Below are 18,242 nucleotides of genomic sequence, written 5' to 3' on the forward strand. Positions count from 1 at the left end.
CCTCTGACGGCATCCCCCTATCAGCTGAGCGATCTGGCACGATCCAGCGGCCCGGATTCGTGCCGAAATGCGCAGCTGATTCCGGAATCGTGCCAAAGTGCGCAGCTGATTCCCTCCGCCGGCGAGCACATGGGGAAACGATGCGGAATTCGGTCGGGAGGACGGCAGCGGCGTCCGGAAAGGATGGGGCGGCCGGACTCGGTGACACACCCGGGCTGTACACACATTTTGGCCTTTAACCCGTGAATGCGCGGAAGGCCCGTCACGAGGATGCAGCTCGTGACGGGCCTTCGGCGGAATCAGGGGTGGGGGAGAGCTTCGTCCCGGATCCGGATCCCCCGGGGGTGTTTCTGCGAAAGAGGTGGGGGATCCGGATCGGAACATGACATCCGTGGCGCTCTCACCTGCCACACCGGTGATTCTACACAACGTAGAAATCGTGTCCACCGGGTCTGCGGGATGTGAGGGGAAGCACAGTTCCACCCGCAGGACGTGCCGGCCATGGAAACCGGGAATCGCCTGCACCGACCCGATGCCACCTGAACCAACGGCGCTGTACGAACGGCCCCGCGCAGACGTCCTGCGCAGGGCCGTTCGTGCCGGTGGGGACTCACTGCCGGTGGGGACTTGCTGCCGGTAGGGGCTCGGTGCCGTACGGGTCCCGGAGATCGGAGCCCTCCGGAACCGGGACGACATCACCGGACGCGAGGTCGGAAGAGGTCAGGCGAGGGCGCCGGCCTTCCAGTCCTCGACGAACTGCTGGTTCTCGGAGACCCACTGCTCGACCGCGGCGTCGTTGTCGCCGCCACCGAAGTTCTCCTCCGAGAACATGATGTTCTCGAGGCTCGAGAGGTTCTCGTCGTCGATCACGAGGTTCTTGAGCAGCTGCGAGACGCGCGGGTTCTCCTCGGTGAAGCCGGTGCGGGAGAAGTTGTAGATGATCTCGGCGTCACCCATCGCACCCTCCGGGTCCTCGAGGTCGCGGACCGGGAATGCGTCGTAGGCCCAGTGCGGACGCCACAGGGTGACGGCGATGTTCTCACCGGCGTCGGTCGCGGTGCCGAGCTCCGCGAGCATCGCCGGGGTCGAGGAGACGACGAACTCGTAGTCCTCGAGGCCGTAGGTCGGGATCGCCGCCTCCTGCGTGGTCTTCGTGAGGCCCGCGCCGGCCTCGATGCCGACGATGCGGTTGCCGTACTCGTCGCCCATCGTCGCGAGGTCCGCGATCGACTGCGCCGGCGAGTCCTCGTTCACCGCGATGGTGAGCTTGGCGTTGTCGTACCAGCAGCCCTGTGCTTCCATGTCGGCCGCGTACTGCTCGATGTAGTCGGCGTGCGTGAGCGGCAGCCAGGTGTCCATGAGGAAGTCGATGTCGCCGTTCGCGACGCCCGTGTAGCCGGGAGCGGCGTCGAAGGCCTGGATGTCGACGGTGTAGCCGTCCTCCTCGAGGACGTACTTCATGAGGTGCGCGGCGGCGAAGGACTCGTCCCAGCCGTTGAACGCGCCGATGGTGATGTCCTGGTCCTGATCGGCGGACGCCTCGAGGGAGGCGACATCGGTCGACTCCGCACCGGGGGTGCAGTTCGACCAGTCGGTACCCGAGGCGGCCTCGGTCTCCGCGCCGCCGGCCTCGGTGCCGCCGCCGGCCTCGGTGCCGCCGCCGGAGTTCGAGACGCCGCAGGCGGTGAGGGTGAGGACGGAAGCGGCGAGAACGCCGCCGAGTGCGGTGAGCTTCGTCTTCTTCATGAGCATGTCTCCTGTTGCGATGGGTTGGGTGTCGTTTCGATGGAAAGGGTTCGGAAGTCCCGGGGCTCCGGCCCCGGGTTCGGAGCCACCCCGCCGAGGCGCCTCGGCGGGGGTGGATCACGCCTTTTTCGCCCGGGCGATCGGGGTGCGGTTGCCGAGCGCCGCGGTGATCCGGTCGAGGAAGATCGCGATGATGACGACCGAGAGACCGGACTCGACGCCGAGCGGCACGTTGAGCGAGCTGATCGAGGACGTCACGGCACCGCCGAGGCCCTGCGCGCCGACCATGCCCGCGAGGACGACCATGGAGAGGGCGAGCATGATGACCTGGTTGATGCCGGCCATGATCGTCGGCATCGCGAGCGGCAGCTGGATCCGCGTGAGGATGTGCCCGGGGGTCGCACCGAAGGCCTGTCCGGCCTCGACGACCTCCGCGTCGACCTGGCGGATCGCCAGTTCCGTGAAACGGACGCCCGGGGGGAGCGAGAAGATGAGCGTCGCGATGATGCCCGGCACGACACCGATGCTGAAGAGCACGATGATCGGCACGAGGTACGCGAGCGCCGGCATCGACTGCATGAAGTCGAGGACGGGGCGGACGATCGCGGAGAACGCGTTCGACTTCGCGGCGAGGATACCGAGCGGGATCGCGATGATGAGCGCGATGATGACCGCGACGAGCACGAGGGACAGCGTCGACATCGCGTTCGACCACTGGTCGAAGGCGCGGATGAGGTAAAAGCCGATGACGGTGAACACCGCGAGCCTCCACCCCGAGGCGAGCCACGCGAGCGCCGCGAACACGACGATCATCACGAGGTAGATCGGGGACGAGAGCACCATCTCGAAGAAGGAGTACATCCCGCCGAGCACGAACCCGATGAGGTCGAGCACGGGAGCGAAGACGGCCTTGAACCAGTCGAGGAGGTCGGAGATCCAGTCGCCGACGGGGATCCTGGGATTGAGGATGCTGTTCATGGATCAGGCCTCCTTCGAGCCGGCGGATGCGGAGTCGCCGTCGGACGTGCCGTCGGCGGAGGGTGCGAGGGTGCCGGGTGCCGCGGGCGCCTCGGCGGGGGAGGGGGATTCCCCGGAGGTGTCGCCGGTGGCGGCGGTGGAGGCCATCGACCCGAGGAGGTCGTCCTGGGTGACGACGCCGACGATCGTGTCGTCCGCGCCGACGACCGCGAGCGAACCGCCGGCCTCGACGCTCGGTGCGAAGAGTTCGGCGACCGGGGTGTCCTCCGCGACGAGCGGCATGCTGCCGGTGTCCGCCGAGGCGCCGACCGGCTCCATGATCGACCCGGCGGTGAGCACACGGGAGCGGTCGACGTCCTTGACGAAGTCGGCCACGTAGTCGTCGGCCGGGGTCGTGAGGATCTCCTCCGAAGTACCGATCTGCACCATGCGCCCGTCCCGCATCACCGCGATGCGGTCGCCGAGGTACATCGCCTCGTTGAGGTCGTGGGTGATGAAGACGATCGTCTTGCCGAGGGTCTTCTGGAGTTCGAGGAGCTGGTCCTGCATCTCCGAGCGGATGAGCGGGTCGAGCGCGGAGAAGGCCTCGTCCATGAGGAGGACGTCGGTCTCCGCGGCGAGGGCGCGGGCGAGGCCCACGCGCTGCTGCATGCCGCCGGAGAGCTGGCTCGGGTACTTGTCGCCCCACCCACCGAGGCCCACGGTGTCGAGCCAGGTGTCCGCGCGTTCGAGGCGTTCGGCCTTCGCGACGCCCTGGATCTCGAGGCCGTACGCGGCGTTCTCGCGGACGGTCCGGTGCGGCAGGAGGGCGAAGTGCTGGAACACCATGGAGATGTGCTCGCGGCGGACCTTGCGGAGGCGGGCCGGGCTCATGTGGGAGATGTCGTTGCCGGCGATCTCGACGGTGCCCGCCGAGGGGGTCCACAGGCCGTTGATCATCCGGATGAGGGTGGACTTGCCGGAGCCGGAGAGCCCCATGACGACGAAGATCTCTCCCGTGTCGACCTCGAAGCTCGCGTCGATGACGGCGGCGGTGCCGAGGTGGGCGAGATCCTTGCGGTCGGCGCCCTGCTCGAGGCGGGTGATGACCTCCTTCTCCCGCCTGCCGAAGACCTTGTAGACATGTGAGGCTCGTACTACAGCCACGAAGGGCCCTTTCGTCCGGTGACATGGGCTCCACGGGGAGTGCAGCCGTCGTGCGCATGACTCGGATCCGTCGGACCTGCAGGCAGGATCCGGGCACGCGCGACGAACGGCACCCACTCGCTCACGGAGTCCCCCGAGGGGAGGCTCCGCACGGAGCAACGACCACACCAACCCAGTAACGACAAGACGCGAAGAGAAGCTCGGCCGGGCTTCTTCTGCAGTCGGTGACTCGAATGGGCCGGCACGGCCGAACTCCTCCACCGTACGCGTCGTGTGCCCTCCGCCTCGGGTGCGAGGAGCGGTTCCGGCGCGTGAACGGGGAGGGTCCGCGGTCCCCCTCCCCGGTTTTCTCGCACCCTCACCTGGGGAAACGTCAATTAGTTGAATAGTTGTCGAAATGTGATGTACGACTGTTCAGGGCCTTTGAAGGATTGCGACGAGCGCCTCATTCAGGCCGCATTCCGAACGGTTTCCCTGTGGTGCGCCTCACGAACGTCGTGCGAGTGACGGACGTCCTTCCGCCTCCTCGACCCACGCCTCTACTCTGGTGCAATGAAGTCCTTGCCTTTTGCGCCCACGGACCGGTTCCCGGCCGTCATCGCGCCGCTCACGGACCCCGATGTGCCCACGCTCGTCGAGCACGCACTGCGCGCAGCGGAGACCCCCGGCGTCGACGTCCTCGAATGGCGGGTCGACACCCTCCAGGCGTTCCTCGACGCCGACCACACGCTCGACACCCACGAACTCGAACCCGTCCGGGCTGCGGTCACCGAGGCCGTCGAGACCTTCCGCGAGCGCGTGAGCGAACGCTTCCCCGTGCTCGTCACCGTCCGGACGAAGGCCGAGGGCGGCAGTGCAGACCTCACGGACGCCGCGTACGCCCAGCTCATCGACCACCTCGTGTCCTTCGCCCCCGTCGCCGTCGACATCGAATGGCAGCGGTCCGGCTCGCAGGCCCTCATCAAGCGCGCCAAGGACGCCGGGGTGTGCGCTCTCGCCTCGTTCCACGACTTCGAGAAGACGCCGCCGGCGGAGTACCTCTACTCCATGATGCAGAAGATGGAACGCGACGGTGCCGACGTCGCGAAGATCGCCGTCATGCCGCAGAACCGCACGGACGTCCTCGAGGTGCTCTCGGTCGCCGACCGCGCGCAGAGCAAGCTCACCGTCCCCGTCATCACGATCTCCATGGGTGCACTCGGCAAGGCCACGCGCCTCGTCGGCTCCGAGTTCGGCTCCGCCGCCACCTGGGCCGCCGTCGGTGCGCTCTCCGCGCCCGGGCAGCTCACGGTGCCCCAGGTCCTCGCGACCCTCGAGGCACTCGGCGACGCCTGATTCTTTCGCCGAGGCGTCGAGATCGCGATCCTCGGAGGTCGCGCTCGTCGAAATCGCGATCGACTGCTGAGTTTTCGCGAATTCCGGCATTCAATCGCGACTTCAACGGCTGCGGCGCAGCCTATTGCGATCTCGACTCCGCCCCCCCACGACAACGGCCGAGGCGCCCCTCACCTTCGAAGGTGAGGGGCGCCTCGGCCGTTGTGCTGGGTGAGCGTCTGCCTCAGACGCCGGCGGGCTCCGGCTCGCTCGCCGCCGGACCCGAACCGCCCTGACCGCGACGGACACCCGCGAGGAGCATCTGTGCGACGTCGAGGACCTCGATGCCCTCGGAGGCGTTGCCCTCGGACTGTTCGGCGGTGAGGCCGTCCGAGAGCATCACGCGGCAGAAGGGGCAGCCGACCGCGATCTGCTCGGCGCCGGTCGCCACGGCCTCCTTCGTGCGGTTGACGTTGATGCGGGACCCGATGGTCTCCTCCATCCACATGCGGGCACCACCGGCACCACAGCAGAAGGAGCGTTCCTGGGAGCGCTCCATCTCCCGGTACTCGACGTTCGGCAGCGAGTTGATGAGCTCGCGCGGCGGCGTGTAGATGCCGTTGTGACGACCGAGGTAGCAGGGGTCGTGGTACGTGACCGGGGTCTGCACCTTCTCACCGGCGGCCGGGGCGACCGGGGTGAGGCGCTTCTCGCGGACGAGCTTGTTGAGCAACTGCGTGTGGTGGACGACCTCGAAGTTGCCGCCCATCTGCGGGTACTCGTTCGCGATCGTGTTGAAGCAGTGCGCACAGGTGACGACGATCTTGCGCGCCTTCATCTCGTTGAGGACCTCGATGTTGGCCTGGGCCAGCATCTGGAAGAGGAACTCGTTGCCGGCGCGGCGGGCCGGGTCACCGGTGCAGGACTCGCCGTCGCCGAGGACGGCGAAGTCGACACCCGCGGTGTGGAGGAGTTCGGCCACGGCGGCCGAGGTCTTCATCGCACGGTCCTCGAAGGCGCCGGCGCAACCGACCCAGAAGAGGTACTCGGTCTCGCCGAGGTCCTCGATGTCGGCACCGACCTGCTTGATCTCGAAATCGAGGTCCTTCGCCCACTGCATGCGCTTCTTCTGCGACATGCCCCAGGGGTTCTGCTTGTTCTCGAGGTTCTTGAACAGGCCACCGAGCTCGGTCGGGAACGCCGACTCGATGAGGACCTGGTAACGGCGCATGTCGACGAAGTGGTCGACGTGCTCGATGTCGACCGGGCACTGCTCGACGCAGGCACCGCAGGTGGTGCAGGACCACAGGGCATCGGGGTCGATGACACCGAGCTCGGCGAGTTCCTCGACGTCCTGCGCGCCGACGAGCGGGCGGACGGCCTCGGCCTGGGCGGCCTCGGAGAGGGTGCCGAGGAGGTCGATGTTCGAGTGCGGGTCGGTGATGGACTCGTACTCGTCCATCTCCTTCTGCCACGCCTTCTTCGCCTTCTTGTCGGCGTCCTCCGGCAGCGGCGCCGGCGGGGTCGCCTCGGCCTTCGCGGCCTGGGCGGCCTGCAGCCACGGTGCCTTCGCATGCGCGTGGTTGCGGAGGTTCATCATCATGAGCTTGGGGCTCAGCGGCTTCTCGGTGTTCCAGGCCGGGCACTGCGACTGGCAGCGGCCGCACTCGGTGCAGGTCGAGAAGTCGAGGAGGCCCTTCCAGGTGAAGTCCTCGATCTTGCCGACGCCCATGGACAGGTCCTCGTCCATGTCCTCCATCGCCGTGAAGTCGATGACCTCGCCCTTGTTCGTCATCGGCTGCAGGGCACCGAGCGAGGTGCGACCCTCGGGGTGACGCTTGAACCAGATGTTGAAGAACGCGAGGAAGCGGTGCCACGCGACACCCATCGTCGCGTTGAGGGCGACCGTCACCATCCATGCGTAGGAGATGAGGATCTTGAGGAGCGCGACGGCGATGATGAGGCCCTCGAGACCGCCCTCGGGGATACCCGAGAACAGTTCGCCCAACCAGAAGGTGAGCGGGAAGTGGAGGCCGAGCATCGGCTCGCCGTGCTGCTTGAGGAGCGCGTACTCGAAGCCGCGGAGCAGGGTGATGCAGGCGGCGACGCCGAGGATCGTGAACTCGACGTAGTACGCCTGCCAGAAGGTCGAACCGTAGAAGCGGGAGTAGCGGCCCTTCTGGGCGGGCTTGTTCCGCTGGCGGATCACCATGAGCACGATGATGCCGATGAGGCCGGTGACCGCGAAGAACTCGGTGATCCACTCGTACGGGAAGAACGTGCCGATGATCGGCAACACTGCGTGCGGATCGAACAGCTGCATGGTCGCTTGGGCGAGCGTGAGCACGAGGACACCGAAGGAGATCATGGTGAACCAGTGCGCGATCGCGACGATCGGCAGGCGGGCCATGCGGGTGTGTCCGAGGAACTCACGGATGAGGGTCATGGTGCGCGCGCCGGCTTCGGAGGTGCGTTCACCCTTGACCGTCGGTGCGCCGAGTCTGAAGAACCCGACGAACCTCGTGATCTGCATGATGAACATGCTCCAGCCGACGATGGTCGCGGCGACACCGATGACGATCGCGACGATCTGCAGGGCATTCATAACGAAGGCCTCCCATAGGGCCCCGGGGCAGCGGGGCGTCCGACAACGAACGGCGCACGGGCGCCCCGCACGCTTTCGGTTCATGGTAGACCGGGCCTGAACGTTTGTTAAAAGTCCGGTCCGAACACGCCGTCCGACGTGGGTTTTCCGGTCCTCGGACGGTATTTAGGGCAGTTTCCGGTGGGCAAAAGAACGGCCGGGGCACGAGGCCCCGGCCGACGCGATGCGCTCCGGCGCGTTACTTCTTCAGATTCGAGATCGACGGGGTGGCGCGGAGACTCTTCGGCAGCGCCTTCTCACCGAACTTGTTGCGGACCGTCCGGACCGCGAACCGCTGGACGACGAGCTGGGCGACGGCGATGCCGACACCGGAGACCACGGTCCAGGCGAGCGCCTCGCCGAGGCCGACCTCGTCGTCGTGGGTGTTGAGGGGGACGGGCTTGTGGGTGCTCTTCTCCCACACGATGCCGATGGCCTTGCGTGCAGCGAATGCGGCGATCGCGCCGCCGCCGACGCCGAGGACCTTCCATGCGAGCGGACCCATGTGCTTCTCCTTCGAGGTAGGCGGTGCGTACTCCTGGTTCCGACTCTAGTGCGTCGACGTCCGCGTGCGTACCCGTGGCGGGGTCCCGGTCACCCCCACCGGTCGACGATCCGCTCGAGGATCCCGCGTGCCGCGGCCGTGCCGTCCTCGTCCCGGATCCCCGCGGCGACCTCGCCCGCCCGGCGGGCGTACGCCGGGGTGCCGACCAGTTGCCCGAGGTGCGCGGCGAGCGACCGGCCGAGGCGCCTCGGAGGTACCGGCTCCGGGCCGACTCCCAGCTCGTGGAGGCGGGCACCCCAGAAGGGCTGGTCGCCGAGGAACGGCACCACCTGGGTGGGCCGGCCGGCGCGCAGGCCGGCGGCGACCGAGCCGGCACCGCCGTGATGGACGACCGCGACGCAGTGCGGGAACAGGGCGTCGTGGGGTGCGCCCTCGATCACGAGCACGCGGGGGTCCGCTGCAGCGCCGGGGGTGATCCCACCCCAGCCGGTGGCGACGATGCCCCGCAGGCCCGTACGCTCGAGGGCCTCGAGGACGGCGGCGCGGCGGTCCTCGGCGCCCTTCCCGAATCCCATCGAACCGAAGCCGATGTACACGGGAGGTTCGTCGGCCTCGAGGAAGTCGGTGATGTCGCGGGAGAGGACGGCGTCCGCGGGGGAGTCGAGGAACCAGTACCCGGTGACATGCGCGGTCGAGGGGTAGTCGGGCGGGACCGGGAGGACGTGGCGGCTGTACGGGTAGAGGACGTCGACGGGGGAGCCGTCGGGGTTCACGAGGGGATCCTGCAGACGACCGACCCGTCCGTCGAGTCCGATCCGCTGCCGGAAGTCGCTCAGCATGTCCGCGTACAGCGCATTGCCCAGGCGGTTCGCACGGTACGAGGCGCGGTTCCCCACCCGGCCGAAGGAGGCACCGCCGAAGAACGGAGCAGGGTACGCGGTCGTCGGGGTGTAGAAGGGCAGCGGGATCGAGAGGACCGCGGGGATGCCGAGACGTTCGGCGATGTGCGGGGCGCCCTGGCACTTCGAGTGGTACACGATGACGTCCGGTTCGCACTGCGCGGCCCGCCACGTCTCCTCGAGGTGGTCCTTCATCGCCGCACGCATGAGCGACATCGTGCGAAGGCCGTCGCGCGCGCCGGACAGATCGGGCATGACGTCCCGGAGGAGGCCGAGCATGTGCGTGCCCGCAGGAGCGACCGTGATGGCTCCGGGCCCGGGAGCGCGGGGACCCGCGGGAGCGGACGGGTTCTCCGGGGTGCGCAGATCCGCGGGGACGAGGTCGGTGAGCTGCTCGGGGATCGCGAGGACGACCTCGTGACCGGCGCGGGCGAGTTCCACCGCGAGGGCGGCATAGGGCTGGATGTCACCGCGGGTGCCGAAGGTCATGAGCAGCGCTCTCATGGTGCGAGCCTAGGCGTGTCCCGGCGGGTCGGAAAGGGTTCGCCCGGTCCACCCCTGCATCGAGTGGACCGGGCGAACGGTCTGTGGGTGAGGACGCCGCGTACGCGGATCCGACGTCACGGGTGTCGGACCGGCGGAATCGGCGTTCCCTCAGGGATTCGTGAGGATCCAGTCGTTCATCCGGGCGGTGAGCTCGGAGTCGACGGCGATGTCCGTGCCGTCCACCGCGGTGATCGGCACGGCCGCGCGGACGGAGGACACGAGCCATGCGCCGTCGGCGTTCTTGAGGTCCTCGAGGCGGAGGTCGCCGTACGAGGTGAGGAGGCCCGCCTCGGCGGCGTGGGCGAACACGGTGCGCTGAGTGGTGCCGTGGAGGATTCCCGCCTTCGGGTCCGGGGTCACGAGTTCCTCACCGCGGCGGATCACGAGGTTCGAGGTCGGTCCCTCGAGGAGGATGCCGTCGTGGGAGACGAAGAGGGCGTCGTCCGCACCCTGCGCGGCGGCGTAGCGACCGGCGGCCTGGTTCGTCGCGTAGGACAGGGTCTTCGCCCCGATGAGGAGCCACGGCGCGGATTCGCCGAGGTACGCGTCGTACCCCTTGTCGAGGGTGACGACGCGGATGCCGTTCACCTGCTGCTCGGCGTACTTCGGATCGAGCGGGATGGTGAGTGCCCAGGCGCTCGGGGTGTCGAGGCCCCGCGAGAGCGAGTACCGCACCGACAGGGCGGTGGCCTCGGGGTTCTTCGCGCGGAAGTCCTCGACGACGGCGTCGAGGGCGGCGTGGAAGAGGGTCTCGTCGGGCACGGGCAGCTCGAGGATCTCCGCGGAGTTCCGGAACCGGGCGAAGTGCGGGCCCTGCGCGTGGACCGCGTGCGTGCCGTCCGGGTGGAGCGTGATGAGCACGGTCTCGAAGATCCCGTCGCCGCGGTGCGGAGCGAGGTCGTCCACGCGCAGGTGCGCTGCGGTGGGGTCGGCGACCGCGAAGGTGCCGGCGGTGGGATCGATGAGGACCAGCGAGTTCTGCATGCGGACAGAATACGCCGGAAATCCCCAAAGGTGTGCCCTGCAGACCTTTACTCGTTCAGGAACCGGGAGGGCCGACGACGACGAGCGTGGTGAACACCACGACGACGAATGCCGCGAGCACGCCGGCGGTGAGCCAGACGTGGCCGAATGCCCACTGCACCGCCTTCTCGACGCCGCCGCGCGGGGCACGCCCGCCCGGGGCCAGCTGCCACGGCCCGTCGAGCTTCCCGGTGCGGGACGCCCACACGTCGAAGGGAATGGTCGTGAAGGGCAGGACGGCACTCGCGAGCCCGAGCAGCGTCACCCAGGGTCGCCACGCCTGCGAGATGCCGACGAGCAGGGTGACGACGAAGAACGCGAGGAACATGAATCCGTGGAGGCCGCCGCCGATCGACACGAGGACGTCGGTCGTCCGGGTGCCGTACTTGAGGATCATTCCGAGAATGAGGAGGGCCCACGTGATGGCCTCACCGATGGCGAAGATCGAGAAAAGTCGCTTGGGGGTCACCCGGAGAAGTATCCCGGACGACCCCCAGCGCCTTTCTCAGGAAGCCCTGCAGACATGCAGGCAGCGTTCAGGAACTCACTTCCCGGAGCCGGAGATCCTCACGTCCGCGGTGAGGACGTCGTGGCCGACCGTGACCTCGAGCGTGTAGTCACCCGGGAGCCCCTTCGCGGCGCGGGCGTCGAGCGACCCGACCCTGATCGTCGCGGCTCCGTCGTCCGCCACCGAACCGCTGCCGGACGCGGCCGCCTCGCCGGTCTTGGCGGCAATGAGCTCCCACGTGACCTCGGAGCCCGGCTGTGCGCCGGTGAGGGTCGCATCGATCCCGGAGAGCTTGAGCTCGGCGACCGAGAGGCGGTCCGAGGAGACGGCGAGAACCGGATCCGGATCGAAGGCGAGAGTCGACGCGGCGTGGGCCATGGCCGGGACGAAGATGTCGATCGCCTCCTCGTTCACGTGCGCGAGGGTGTCGTCGATCGTGTGGTAGTACCGGTCCTGCTGGACGCCGGCGACGCCGCCGAAGAGCGCGACCTGTTCCTCCGTCTTGATGTCGTCCGCACCGGAGAACAGGCCGGACACCGGGATCCCGTTGTCGATGAACGCCTGGTAGTCCGAACGACCCGAGAACTCGGTGCCGACGTGCGGCTGTCCGATGCCGTCGAAGTAGTCGGTGAAGACCGCTTCGAGCGCCGCAGAACCCTCCGGCACGTTCACGCCCTCGGGGATCGGGACGTCGGATCCGTCGGAGTCGAGGGTGCCGACCACGTAGTTCTCCGAACCGATCATGTCGAAGTTGAGGTACGCGGAGATCCGGCCGAGTTCGTCCTCGCTCAGGCCCGCGACGTACTCGGTCGACCCGACGAGGCCGACCTCCTCCGCGCCCCAGAAGCCCAGGCGCACACGGTTGTCGACGGGCTCACCGGCTCCGGCGATGCCCTCGGCGACCGCGAGGAGACCGGCGACGCCCGAGGCGTTGTCGTTGACCCCGGGGCCCTCGGGGACACCGTCGAGGTGCGCGCCGAGCATCTGCACGTCCTCCGGATCACCCTCCTTCGTCTCCGCGAGGACGTTCCACGTCTCCACCGTGCGGTACGTCGACTCCACCGTGAGATCGGCGGTGAGCCCGGCGTCGCCGGCGGCGAGGATCTGCTCGAGGAGGGCGTCGCCCTCGGCCATCTGCAGCCCGGCGGAGGGAGCGTTCCCCTCGATCCGGTCGCCCGCGGTCGCATTGAGCGGGCCCTCCTCGTTGTTCGCGATGAGGACGGCGGCGGCACCGGCGGCGGTCGCGTTCGTGATCTTGTCGCCGAACGCACAGACCCCGCGCTCGAGCAGGACGATGGTGCCCGCCTGGGCGGCGGTGAAGTCCTCCGGGGTGCAGCCGAGCTCGGGCCCGGCGCCGTCCCCGTACGCCTCGTCCGCGGGGACGGTGACGGGGACGCCCGTGAGCGGCTCCGACGTGCCCTCGCCGTTCGAGATCCCCTCGAGCGTCGTGAATGCGGTGCCGTCGACAGTGAGCGAAAGAGTCCCGAACTCCTGCGTGTCGACGGAGAACTCCTGGCGAGTGACGTCGAAGGCACCGGTGGCCTCGAGGGTGTCCTCGACATAGGTGGAAGCGGCTTCGTAACCGGGTGTCCCGAGTGCGCGGTAGCCGGAGTCGGCGTGCGCCTCGGAGATGGCGGCGAGTTCGGAGAGGTGGGCCATCGCGGCGTCGCCGGTGACACCGAGAGTGGAATCCGCCGGGGCCGCACTCGCCGGGGAGGCGACGAGGGCGGAGGCACCGGCGAGGGCGAGTGCGGTGGTGGCGGTGAGCGCGGCGGTGCGTGCCCGGGCCGCGGGGATGCGGTGCGCAGACATGGGAACCTTTCGTCCGATCGAGGGGTGGCCCGGTTCGCGGGGGAACCAGGACTCGTGGAGGAGGAACATGCTGTGATGGCAATCACATTGCGCACCACCCTAACCGAGTGCGCGGACACGGGAGCGGGAAGAGCACGTGGAGGTGCCGGGAGCCCGGAGACGATTCCGGAGTGGGTCCTGAGTCGTGTACTCCGGGGCATACTGGCAGCATGACGGCGATCACGGACGACGGCGCCACGGGCGCCGCTCATGCCCCCTTCCTCTCGACGGACGACCTCCACGCGCTGTTCGCGGAGCACACCCCGGAGCCCGAGGTGCTCGCGGAGAATGCGGCGACCGGCACCCGGGTGAGCGCCGGGTCGATCGGTGCGCTCGACGTCCTCCTCCTCGAGGCGCCCGGCGGCACCGTGTTCCTCTCCCGCTACGGCGCCCACGTCCTCACCTGGCGGCCCACGGATCGCGAGGACGCCCTCTTCCTGTCCGCGGAAGCGGCGCTCGACGGCAGTGACCCGATCCGCGGCGGGATCCCCGTGTGCTGGCCGTGGTTCAACCTGCGCGCGGACCCCAAGCACGGATGGGCGCGTCGGAACATCTGGGAACTCGACGCGACGGAGGCGAACGAGGCGAATGCCGCGGTGCGGTGCCGACTCGAGGTGAACGGCGCGGCCGCGACCCTGAGCGTGAGTGTCGACGACGGACTGTTCCTCGAACTCCGCCACGATGCGGATCCCGCGCCGGGCACCGGCGCGGCCGACGAGGTCACGGCCGCCCTCCACACCTACTTCCTCGTGGGCGACTACCGGCACACGACCGTGTACGGCATCCCCAACGGGGATCTCGACCCGCTCTTCGACCAGGCGATCGGCCCGCGGGTGTTCCCGGCGGACGGGATCGACACGGTCGGGTACCTCGGGATCCCCTTCGAGCGGGACCTCCAGGTCGTCGACGGCGCGGCCGGGGGCGCGGATGGGTCCGCGGGCGGCGGCAGTGCCGGCGCTCCCGCCCCCGGTACTCCCGGTGCCGGGACGGAGCGGTCGTGGCACATGGTGACGGACGCCTCGGACGTCGTCATGTGGAACCCGGCCGCCGGACTCGCGGACACCACCGCGACGGCGTTCGAGCGCTTCGTGTGTGTGGAGCCGGCACGCATCACCGAACCGATGGCGCCCGGCGACGTGCTGGGGTTGCGCCTCGAGGTCGGGTGAGGGGCGGCTTCTCCGGCGTCGACGCGCCTACCCGCGGATCCGCCCCGGATGGTCCGGGCGGGCGCGAGCGACCGTGTGCGACCTCACGTTCAATCAATTGCGCAAGTATTGAAGTCCCCGGGTCGCTTTCCTAGGCTTGAGGGGTGACGTCACGACCCGATTCCGCGCCCTCCGCCCCGCTCGTGCGGGAGCCGGCCCCGCATGCCCCGTCCGCAAAGCTCGTCCTGCGGTGGCAGCGGTACCTCGCGAACGAGGTGCTCGAGGAGAAGGTCTACCGTGCGCTCGCGCAGCGGAAGAAGGGGGACGAGAAGGAGATCCTCCTCGCCCTCGCGGACGCCGAGGCGCGCCACCAGGAGTACTGGCGCGCTCTCCTCGGGCCGGCGGCCGGGAAGAAGCGTCTGCCCGAGGCGAGCACTCTCGTTCTCGCGTTCCTCGGGCGGATGTTCGGCACCGTCTTCGTGCTCGCGCTCGCCCAGCAGAGCGAGACGCGCTCGCCCTACGACGCCGACGTCCATGCCTCGGCGGCCATGGCGGCGGACGAGAAGATCCATGCCGAGGTCGTCCGGGCGCTCTCCCAGCGTTCCCGGGCGCGCCTGTCCGGGAACTTCCGGGCCGCGGTCTTCGGGGCGAACGACGGACTCGTGTCCAACCTCGCTCTCGTCCTCGGTGTGGGCGCCGCCGGGATGGCGAGCGGCGCGATCCTCCTCACCGGGATCTCCGGACTGCTCGCGGGTGCGATGTCGATGGCGGCCGGTGAGTTCATCTCGGTGCGGTCCCAGCGTGAGCTCGTCGACTCCTCCCGCCCGGATCCCGAAGCACGCAGGGTGCTCGCCGATCTCGACATCGACGCGAACGAACTCGCGCTCGTCTTCCGGGCCCGTGGCATGCCGAAGGACGAGGCGGAGTCCACGGCCGTGGCCGCCCTGCGGGAGATCCACTCCTCCGATCGGAAGAAGCGCGAACGCGCGCGGTCGCTCTTCGGCCCCACCGCGTCCCGCGGTGCCGGCGAGTCCTCGGGCGAACCGGGGCACGAGGGTGACCACGCGGAACTCGGAACGGCACTCGGGGCAGCGTCGAGTTCCTTCTGCTTCTTCGCCTCGGGCGCGGTGATCCCGATCCTGCCGTACCTCGTCGGCCTCGAGGGCTGGGCGGCGGTGCTCGTGGCGGTCGTGCTCGTCGGTGCGGCACTGCTCCTCACCGGCGGCATCACCGGCATCCTCTCGGGCCGCTCGCCCGTCCCCCGGGCGATGCGCCAGCTCGCGATCGGATTCGGTGCTGCGGGGATCACCTACGTCCTCGGCCTGCTGTTCGGGACGACGATCGCCTGATCCCGCACGGCGGAGGCGCCGCGGAGGTCGTCCCTGCGGCCGTTCGCACCTTTTCGACATGCCCGGTCCGCGTTGTCTCAGTGAACCCTGAGGTGGTGCGGATCGGGCGTTCCGTTTTTCGCACTGTTCCGCGTATCCGTGCGGCGTGCGAGCTCACAGGAGACGCCGAGGTGCGTGCGGACGCGTCGTCGCCAGCCGGAATTTCCTCCAGGAATTACCTCCCGGTCACACGGGTCGATGTCACTCTTGTTACCGTTTCGTGACCAAGGTGACGTGTGCCCCCGGGGCCCTCGTCGCCGGTCGCGCGAGCGAGTACGAGCAATGCGGAACGTGTGAGTCGGACCGGGGGAAGCGACGTGATCGAGGCACGAGGACTGACGAAACGCCACGGGCTCAAAACCGTGGTCGATCACGTGGACTTCACGGTGCGGCCCGGGCGGGTCACCGGGTTCCTCGGTCCCAACGGTGCCGGCAAGTCGAGCACGATGCGCATGATCATGGGCCTCGACCGCCCTTCCTCGGGCCGGGTCACCGTGAACGGGAAGCGCTTCACGTCCCACACACGGCCCCTCCAGGAGGCCGGGGCGCTCCTCGACTCCGGCGCGGCGCACCCCGGCCGGACCGCCCGGGCCCACCTCACAGCCCTCGCCGCGACGCAGGGCATTCCGCGCCGCCGGGTGAACGAGGTCCTCGAGGTCACCGGGCTGTCTGCGGTCGCGGGCAGGCGCGTGGGCGGTTTCTCCCTCGGCATGAATCAGCGCCTCGGGGTCGCGGCCGCGCTCCTCGGCGATCCGCAGACCCTCATCCTCGACGAGCCCGTCAACGGGCTCGACCCCGAGGGCGTCCTCTGGGTCCGGGACCTCGCCCGTGGCCTCGCCGAGGAGGGACGCACCGTGTTCCTCTCGAGTCACCTCATGAGCGAGGTCGCCCTCACCGCCGACCACGTCATCGTCATCGGCAGGGGGCGGATCCTCGCGGATTGTTCGCTCGACGAACTCGTCGCCGGCGGGGACACCCGTGTCCGCGCGGTGTGCGGGGATGTCGCGGGCGAGGGCGCGGGTGAGCGCAGGGACGGCGAACCCGGGCGGGACGCCGGCCCGGACGTAGGTCCCGAGGCCGCCCGGGAGGGCGGCCCGGAGACCGGTCGGCCGCCGCAGCGGAGTGGGGCCACCCCGTCCGCCGCCCTCGCCGAGGCGCTCCGTGCCGCGGGCGCCGAGGTCCGGCAGGTGCCGGGTGAGGTCGAGGTGCGTGGCGCCTCGGCGGAGGAGGTGGGGCGGGCGGCCGCACGCACCGGAACGGTTCTCACGGAACTGCGCACCATCGAACGCACGCTCGAGGAGGCGTACATGGAGCTCACCGCGAGCGCCGTCGAGTACCGCACGGCAGGAGGCGCGGCATGACGAGCACGCAGACGCTCACGGAGCCCGCGGTCCGGGACACCGCCGGCCCGGCGAACTCGGACGCGCAGACGGTGGAGTCCGGGCCGGCCACTGCACCGGCACCTGCGCCCGTCAGGCGGAGGGACCTGCGCCGGGAGGCGGCACGGTCGGATGCGGGGCGCGGCGCCTCGGGGTCCGGACGGGCGAAGCCGGGAGGAGCCAGGCGGAGGCGTGCGAGGCCGGAGCCGTTGCCGCGGAGCCGGACCACGAGCGTGGGCCTCACGAGACCGTGGAAGGTCCGACCGATCCGGTTCGTGCGTGTGCTGCGGGCCGAGTGGATCAAACTGTGGACCGTGCGGTCGACGTGGGTGACGACCCTCCTCACGCTCGCCCTCATGATCGGGATGGCCGTGCTCATGGCGCAGGCGATCGGCTCGATGGAGGGGCCGAGCGGGCGCGCGATCGACCCGAAGACCGGCATGACGCTCACCGCGGACTCGCGTTTGCCGGGCGTCACCGTCGTGAGCCTCGGATACATGTTCGCGCAGCTCACGGTCGCGGTGATGTCGGTGCTCGTGATGACGGGCGAACTGTCGACGCGGATGATGCGGACGACGTTCGCGGCCGCGCCCCGGCGGTTCTCGGTGATGGTGGCGAAGACCCTCGTCGTCCTCGTCGTGACCGTGACGGTGTCCTATGCGGGACTCATCGGTGCGTACTTCGCGACCGAGGACATGCTCACCGGCGCCTCGGCGGTGGACCTGAGTCAGACGGTGCAGCAGCGGGCGCTCGTGGGTGTCGGGCTGTACCTCGCGTGCGTGTGCGTTTTGAGTGTGGGGATCGGCGGGCTGATCACGCACACGGCGGGCGCGATCTGCGTCGTCGTCGGAGTGCTCATGGTGCTGCCGACCGTGTTCCAGATCGTCACGCTGTCCTCCGATGCGGCGTGGGTGCACGACATCTACACGTACCTGCCGTCCGTCGCCGGTGAACAGGTGATCCTCCAGGGCGTGAAACCGCCTGCCGAGGGCGAACCCGCCGGGCTGCGGGCCCGTGAGGGGATCGCGGTGTTCGCCGGGTACGCGGCTGCGGTTTGGGCACTCGCGGCGGTGACGCTCAAGGTGCGCGACGCGTGAGGTGGGACTGCGCGGGGGCGTGGTGCCCCGGGCGTGCGGCGTGGTCCCCCGGGCGTGCGTCAACGGAATCGAC

At 69.3% G+C, this 18,242-nt stretch carries 14 protein-coding genes; 5 read left to right on the plus strand and 9 right to left on the minus strand.

What is annotated here, in order from left to right; all coding sequences use genetic code 11:
- Window positions 1-720 precede the first annotated feature (720 nt).
- The 3 genes from ABD172_RS05750 to ABD172_RS05760 form a co-directional block, all read right to left on the minus strand.
- Window positions 721-1,746 carry a glycine betaine ABC transporter substrate-binding protein gene (locus ABD172_RS05750; protein ID WP_344307777.1) on the minus strand — a complete coding sequence of 342 codons (1,026 nt, stop codon included), beginning with the start codon at window positions 1,744-1,746 and terminating at the stop codon, window positions 721-723.
- Between the two features lie 117 nt (window positions 1,747-1,863).
- Window positions 1,864-2,724 carry an ABC transporter permease gene (locus ABD172_RS05755; RefSeq protein ID WP_344307779.1) on the minus strand — a complete coding sequence of 287 codons (861 nt, stop codon included), beginning with the start codon at window positions 2,722-2,724 and terminating at the stop codon, window positions 1,864-1,866.
- Between the two features lie 3 nt (window positions 2,725-2,727).
- Window positions 2,728-3,870, minus strand: a complete 1,143-nt coding sequence (locus ABD172_RS05760) for a quaternary amine ABC transporter ATP-binding protein (protein WP_344307781.1) — start codon at window positions 3,868-3,870, stop codon at window positions 2,728-2,730.
- 552 nt (window positions 3,871-4,422) lie between these two features.
- On the opposite strand from ABD172_RS05760, the gene aroD reads away from it, so the two are divergent.
- On the plus strand, window positions 4,423-5,205 hold the full coding sequence (gene aroD / locus ABD172_RS05765; protein ID WP_344307782.1) for a type I 3-dehydroquinate dehydratase: 783 nt from the start codon (window positions 4,423-4,425) through the stop codon (window positions 5,203-5,205).
- Window positions 5,206-5,428: 223 nt separating this feature from the next.
- Here the strand turns inward: aroD and ABD172_RS05770 are convergent, their stop codons facing one another.
- From ABD172_RS05770 to ABD172_RS05795, 6 genes are all read right to left on the minus strand, one after another.
- Window positions 5,429-7,789, minus strand: coding sequence for a (Fe-S)-binding protein (locus ABD172_RS05770; protein WP_344307783.1), 2,361 nt, complete (start codon window positions 7,787-7,789; stop codon window positions 5,429-5,431).
- Window positions 7,790-8,027: 238 nt separating this feature from the next.
- Window positions 8,028-8,333 (minus strand): DUF4235 domain-containing protein, encoded by a 306-nt coding sequence (locus ABD172_RS05775; protein ID WP_344307785.1) that lies wholly within the window; start codon window positions 8,331-8,333, stop codon window positions 8,028-8,030.
- 89 nt (window positions 8,334-8,422) lie between these two features.
- The gene (locus tag ABD172_RS05780) at window positions 8,423-9,736 is read right to left on the minus strand and encodes a glycosyltransferase (protein WP_344307787.1); all 1,314 of its coding nucleotides are present in this window, start codon (window positions 9,734-9,736) and stop codon (window positions 8,423-8,425) included.
- Between the two features lie 150 nt (window positions 9,737-9,886).
- Window positions 9,887-10,762 carry an aminotransferase class IV gene (locus ABD172_RS05785; protein ID WP_344307789.1) on the minus strand — a complete coding sequence of 292 codons (876 nt, stop codon included), beginning with the start codon at window positions 10,760-10,762 and terminating at the stop codon, window positions 9,887-9,889.
- Window positions 10,763-10,817: 55 nt separating this feature from the next.
- On the minus strand, window positions 10,818-11,270 hold the full coding sequence (locus ABD172_RS05790; RefSeq protein WP_344307791.1) for a DUF3817 domain-containing protein: 453 nt from the start codon (window positions 11,268-11,270) through the stop codon (window positions 10,818-10,820).
- Window positions 11,271-11,345: 75 nt separating this feature from the next.
- Window positions 11,346-13,121: a M20/M25/M40 family metallo-hydrolase gene (locus ABD172_RS05795; protein WP_344307793.1), complete on the minus strand. Its 1,776-nt coding sequence runs from the start codon at window positions 13,119-13,121 to the stop codon at window positions 11,346-11,348.
- Window positions 13,122-13,330: 209 nt separating this feature from the next.
- Here ABD172_RS05795 and ABD172_RS05800 point away from each other — a divergent pair, with 209 nt between their 5' ends.
- The 4 genes from ABD172_RS05800 to ABD172_RS05815 all read left to right on the plus strand — a co-directional run bounded on the left by ABD172_RS05800 (window position 13,331) and on the right by ABD172_RS05815 (window position 18,169).
- On the plus strand, window positions 13,331-14,326 hold the full coding sequence (locus ABD172_RS05800; RefSeq protein WP_344307795.1) for an aldose epimerase family protein: 996 nt from the start codon (window positions 13,331-13,333) through the stop codon (window positions 14,324-14,326).
- Window positions 14,327-14,469: 143 nt separating this feature from the next.
- On the plus strand, window positions 14,470-15,654 hold the full coding sequence (locus tag ABD172_RS05805; RefSeq protein ID WP_344307796.1) for a VIT1/CCC1 transporter family protein: 1,185 nt from the start codon (window positions 14,470-14,472) through the stop codon (window positions 15,652-15,654).
- A 356-nt stretch (window positions 15,655-16,010) separates the two neighbouring features.
- A complete protein-coding gene (locus ABD172_RS05810) occupies window positions 16,011-17,054 on the plus strand; it encodes an ABC transporter ATP-binding protein (RefSeq protein ID WP_344307797.1) in 1,044 nt (347 codons plus the stop codon).
- Window positions 17,051-18,169, plus strand: coding sequence for an ABC transporter permease subunit (locus ABD172_RS05815; protein WP_344307798.1), 1,119 nt, complete (start codon window positions 17,051-17,053; stop codon window positions 18,167-18,169). The genes ABD172_RS05810 and ABD172_RS05815 overlap by 4 nt, the downstream gene beginning before the upstream one ends.
- Window positions 18,170-18,242: the final 73 nt, after the last annotated feature.

The organism is Brevibacterium samyangense, from assembly GCF_039529845.1.
Taxonomy (GTDB): domain Bacteria; phylum Actinomycetota; class Actinomycetes; order Actinomycetales; family Brevibacteriaceae; genus Brevibacterium; species Brevibacterium samyangense.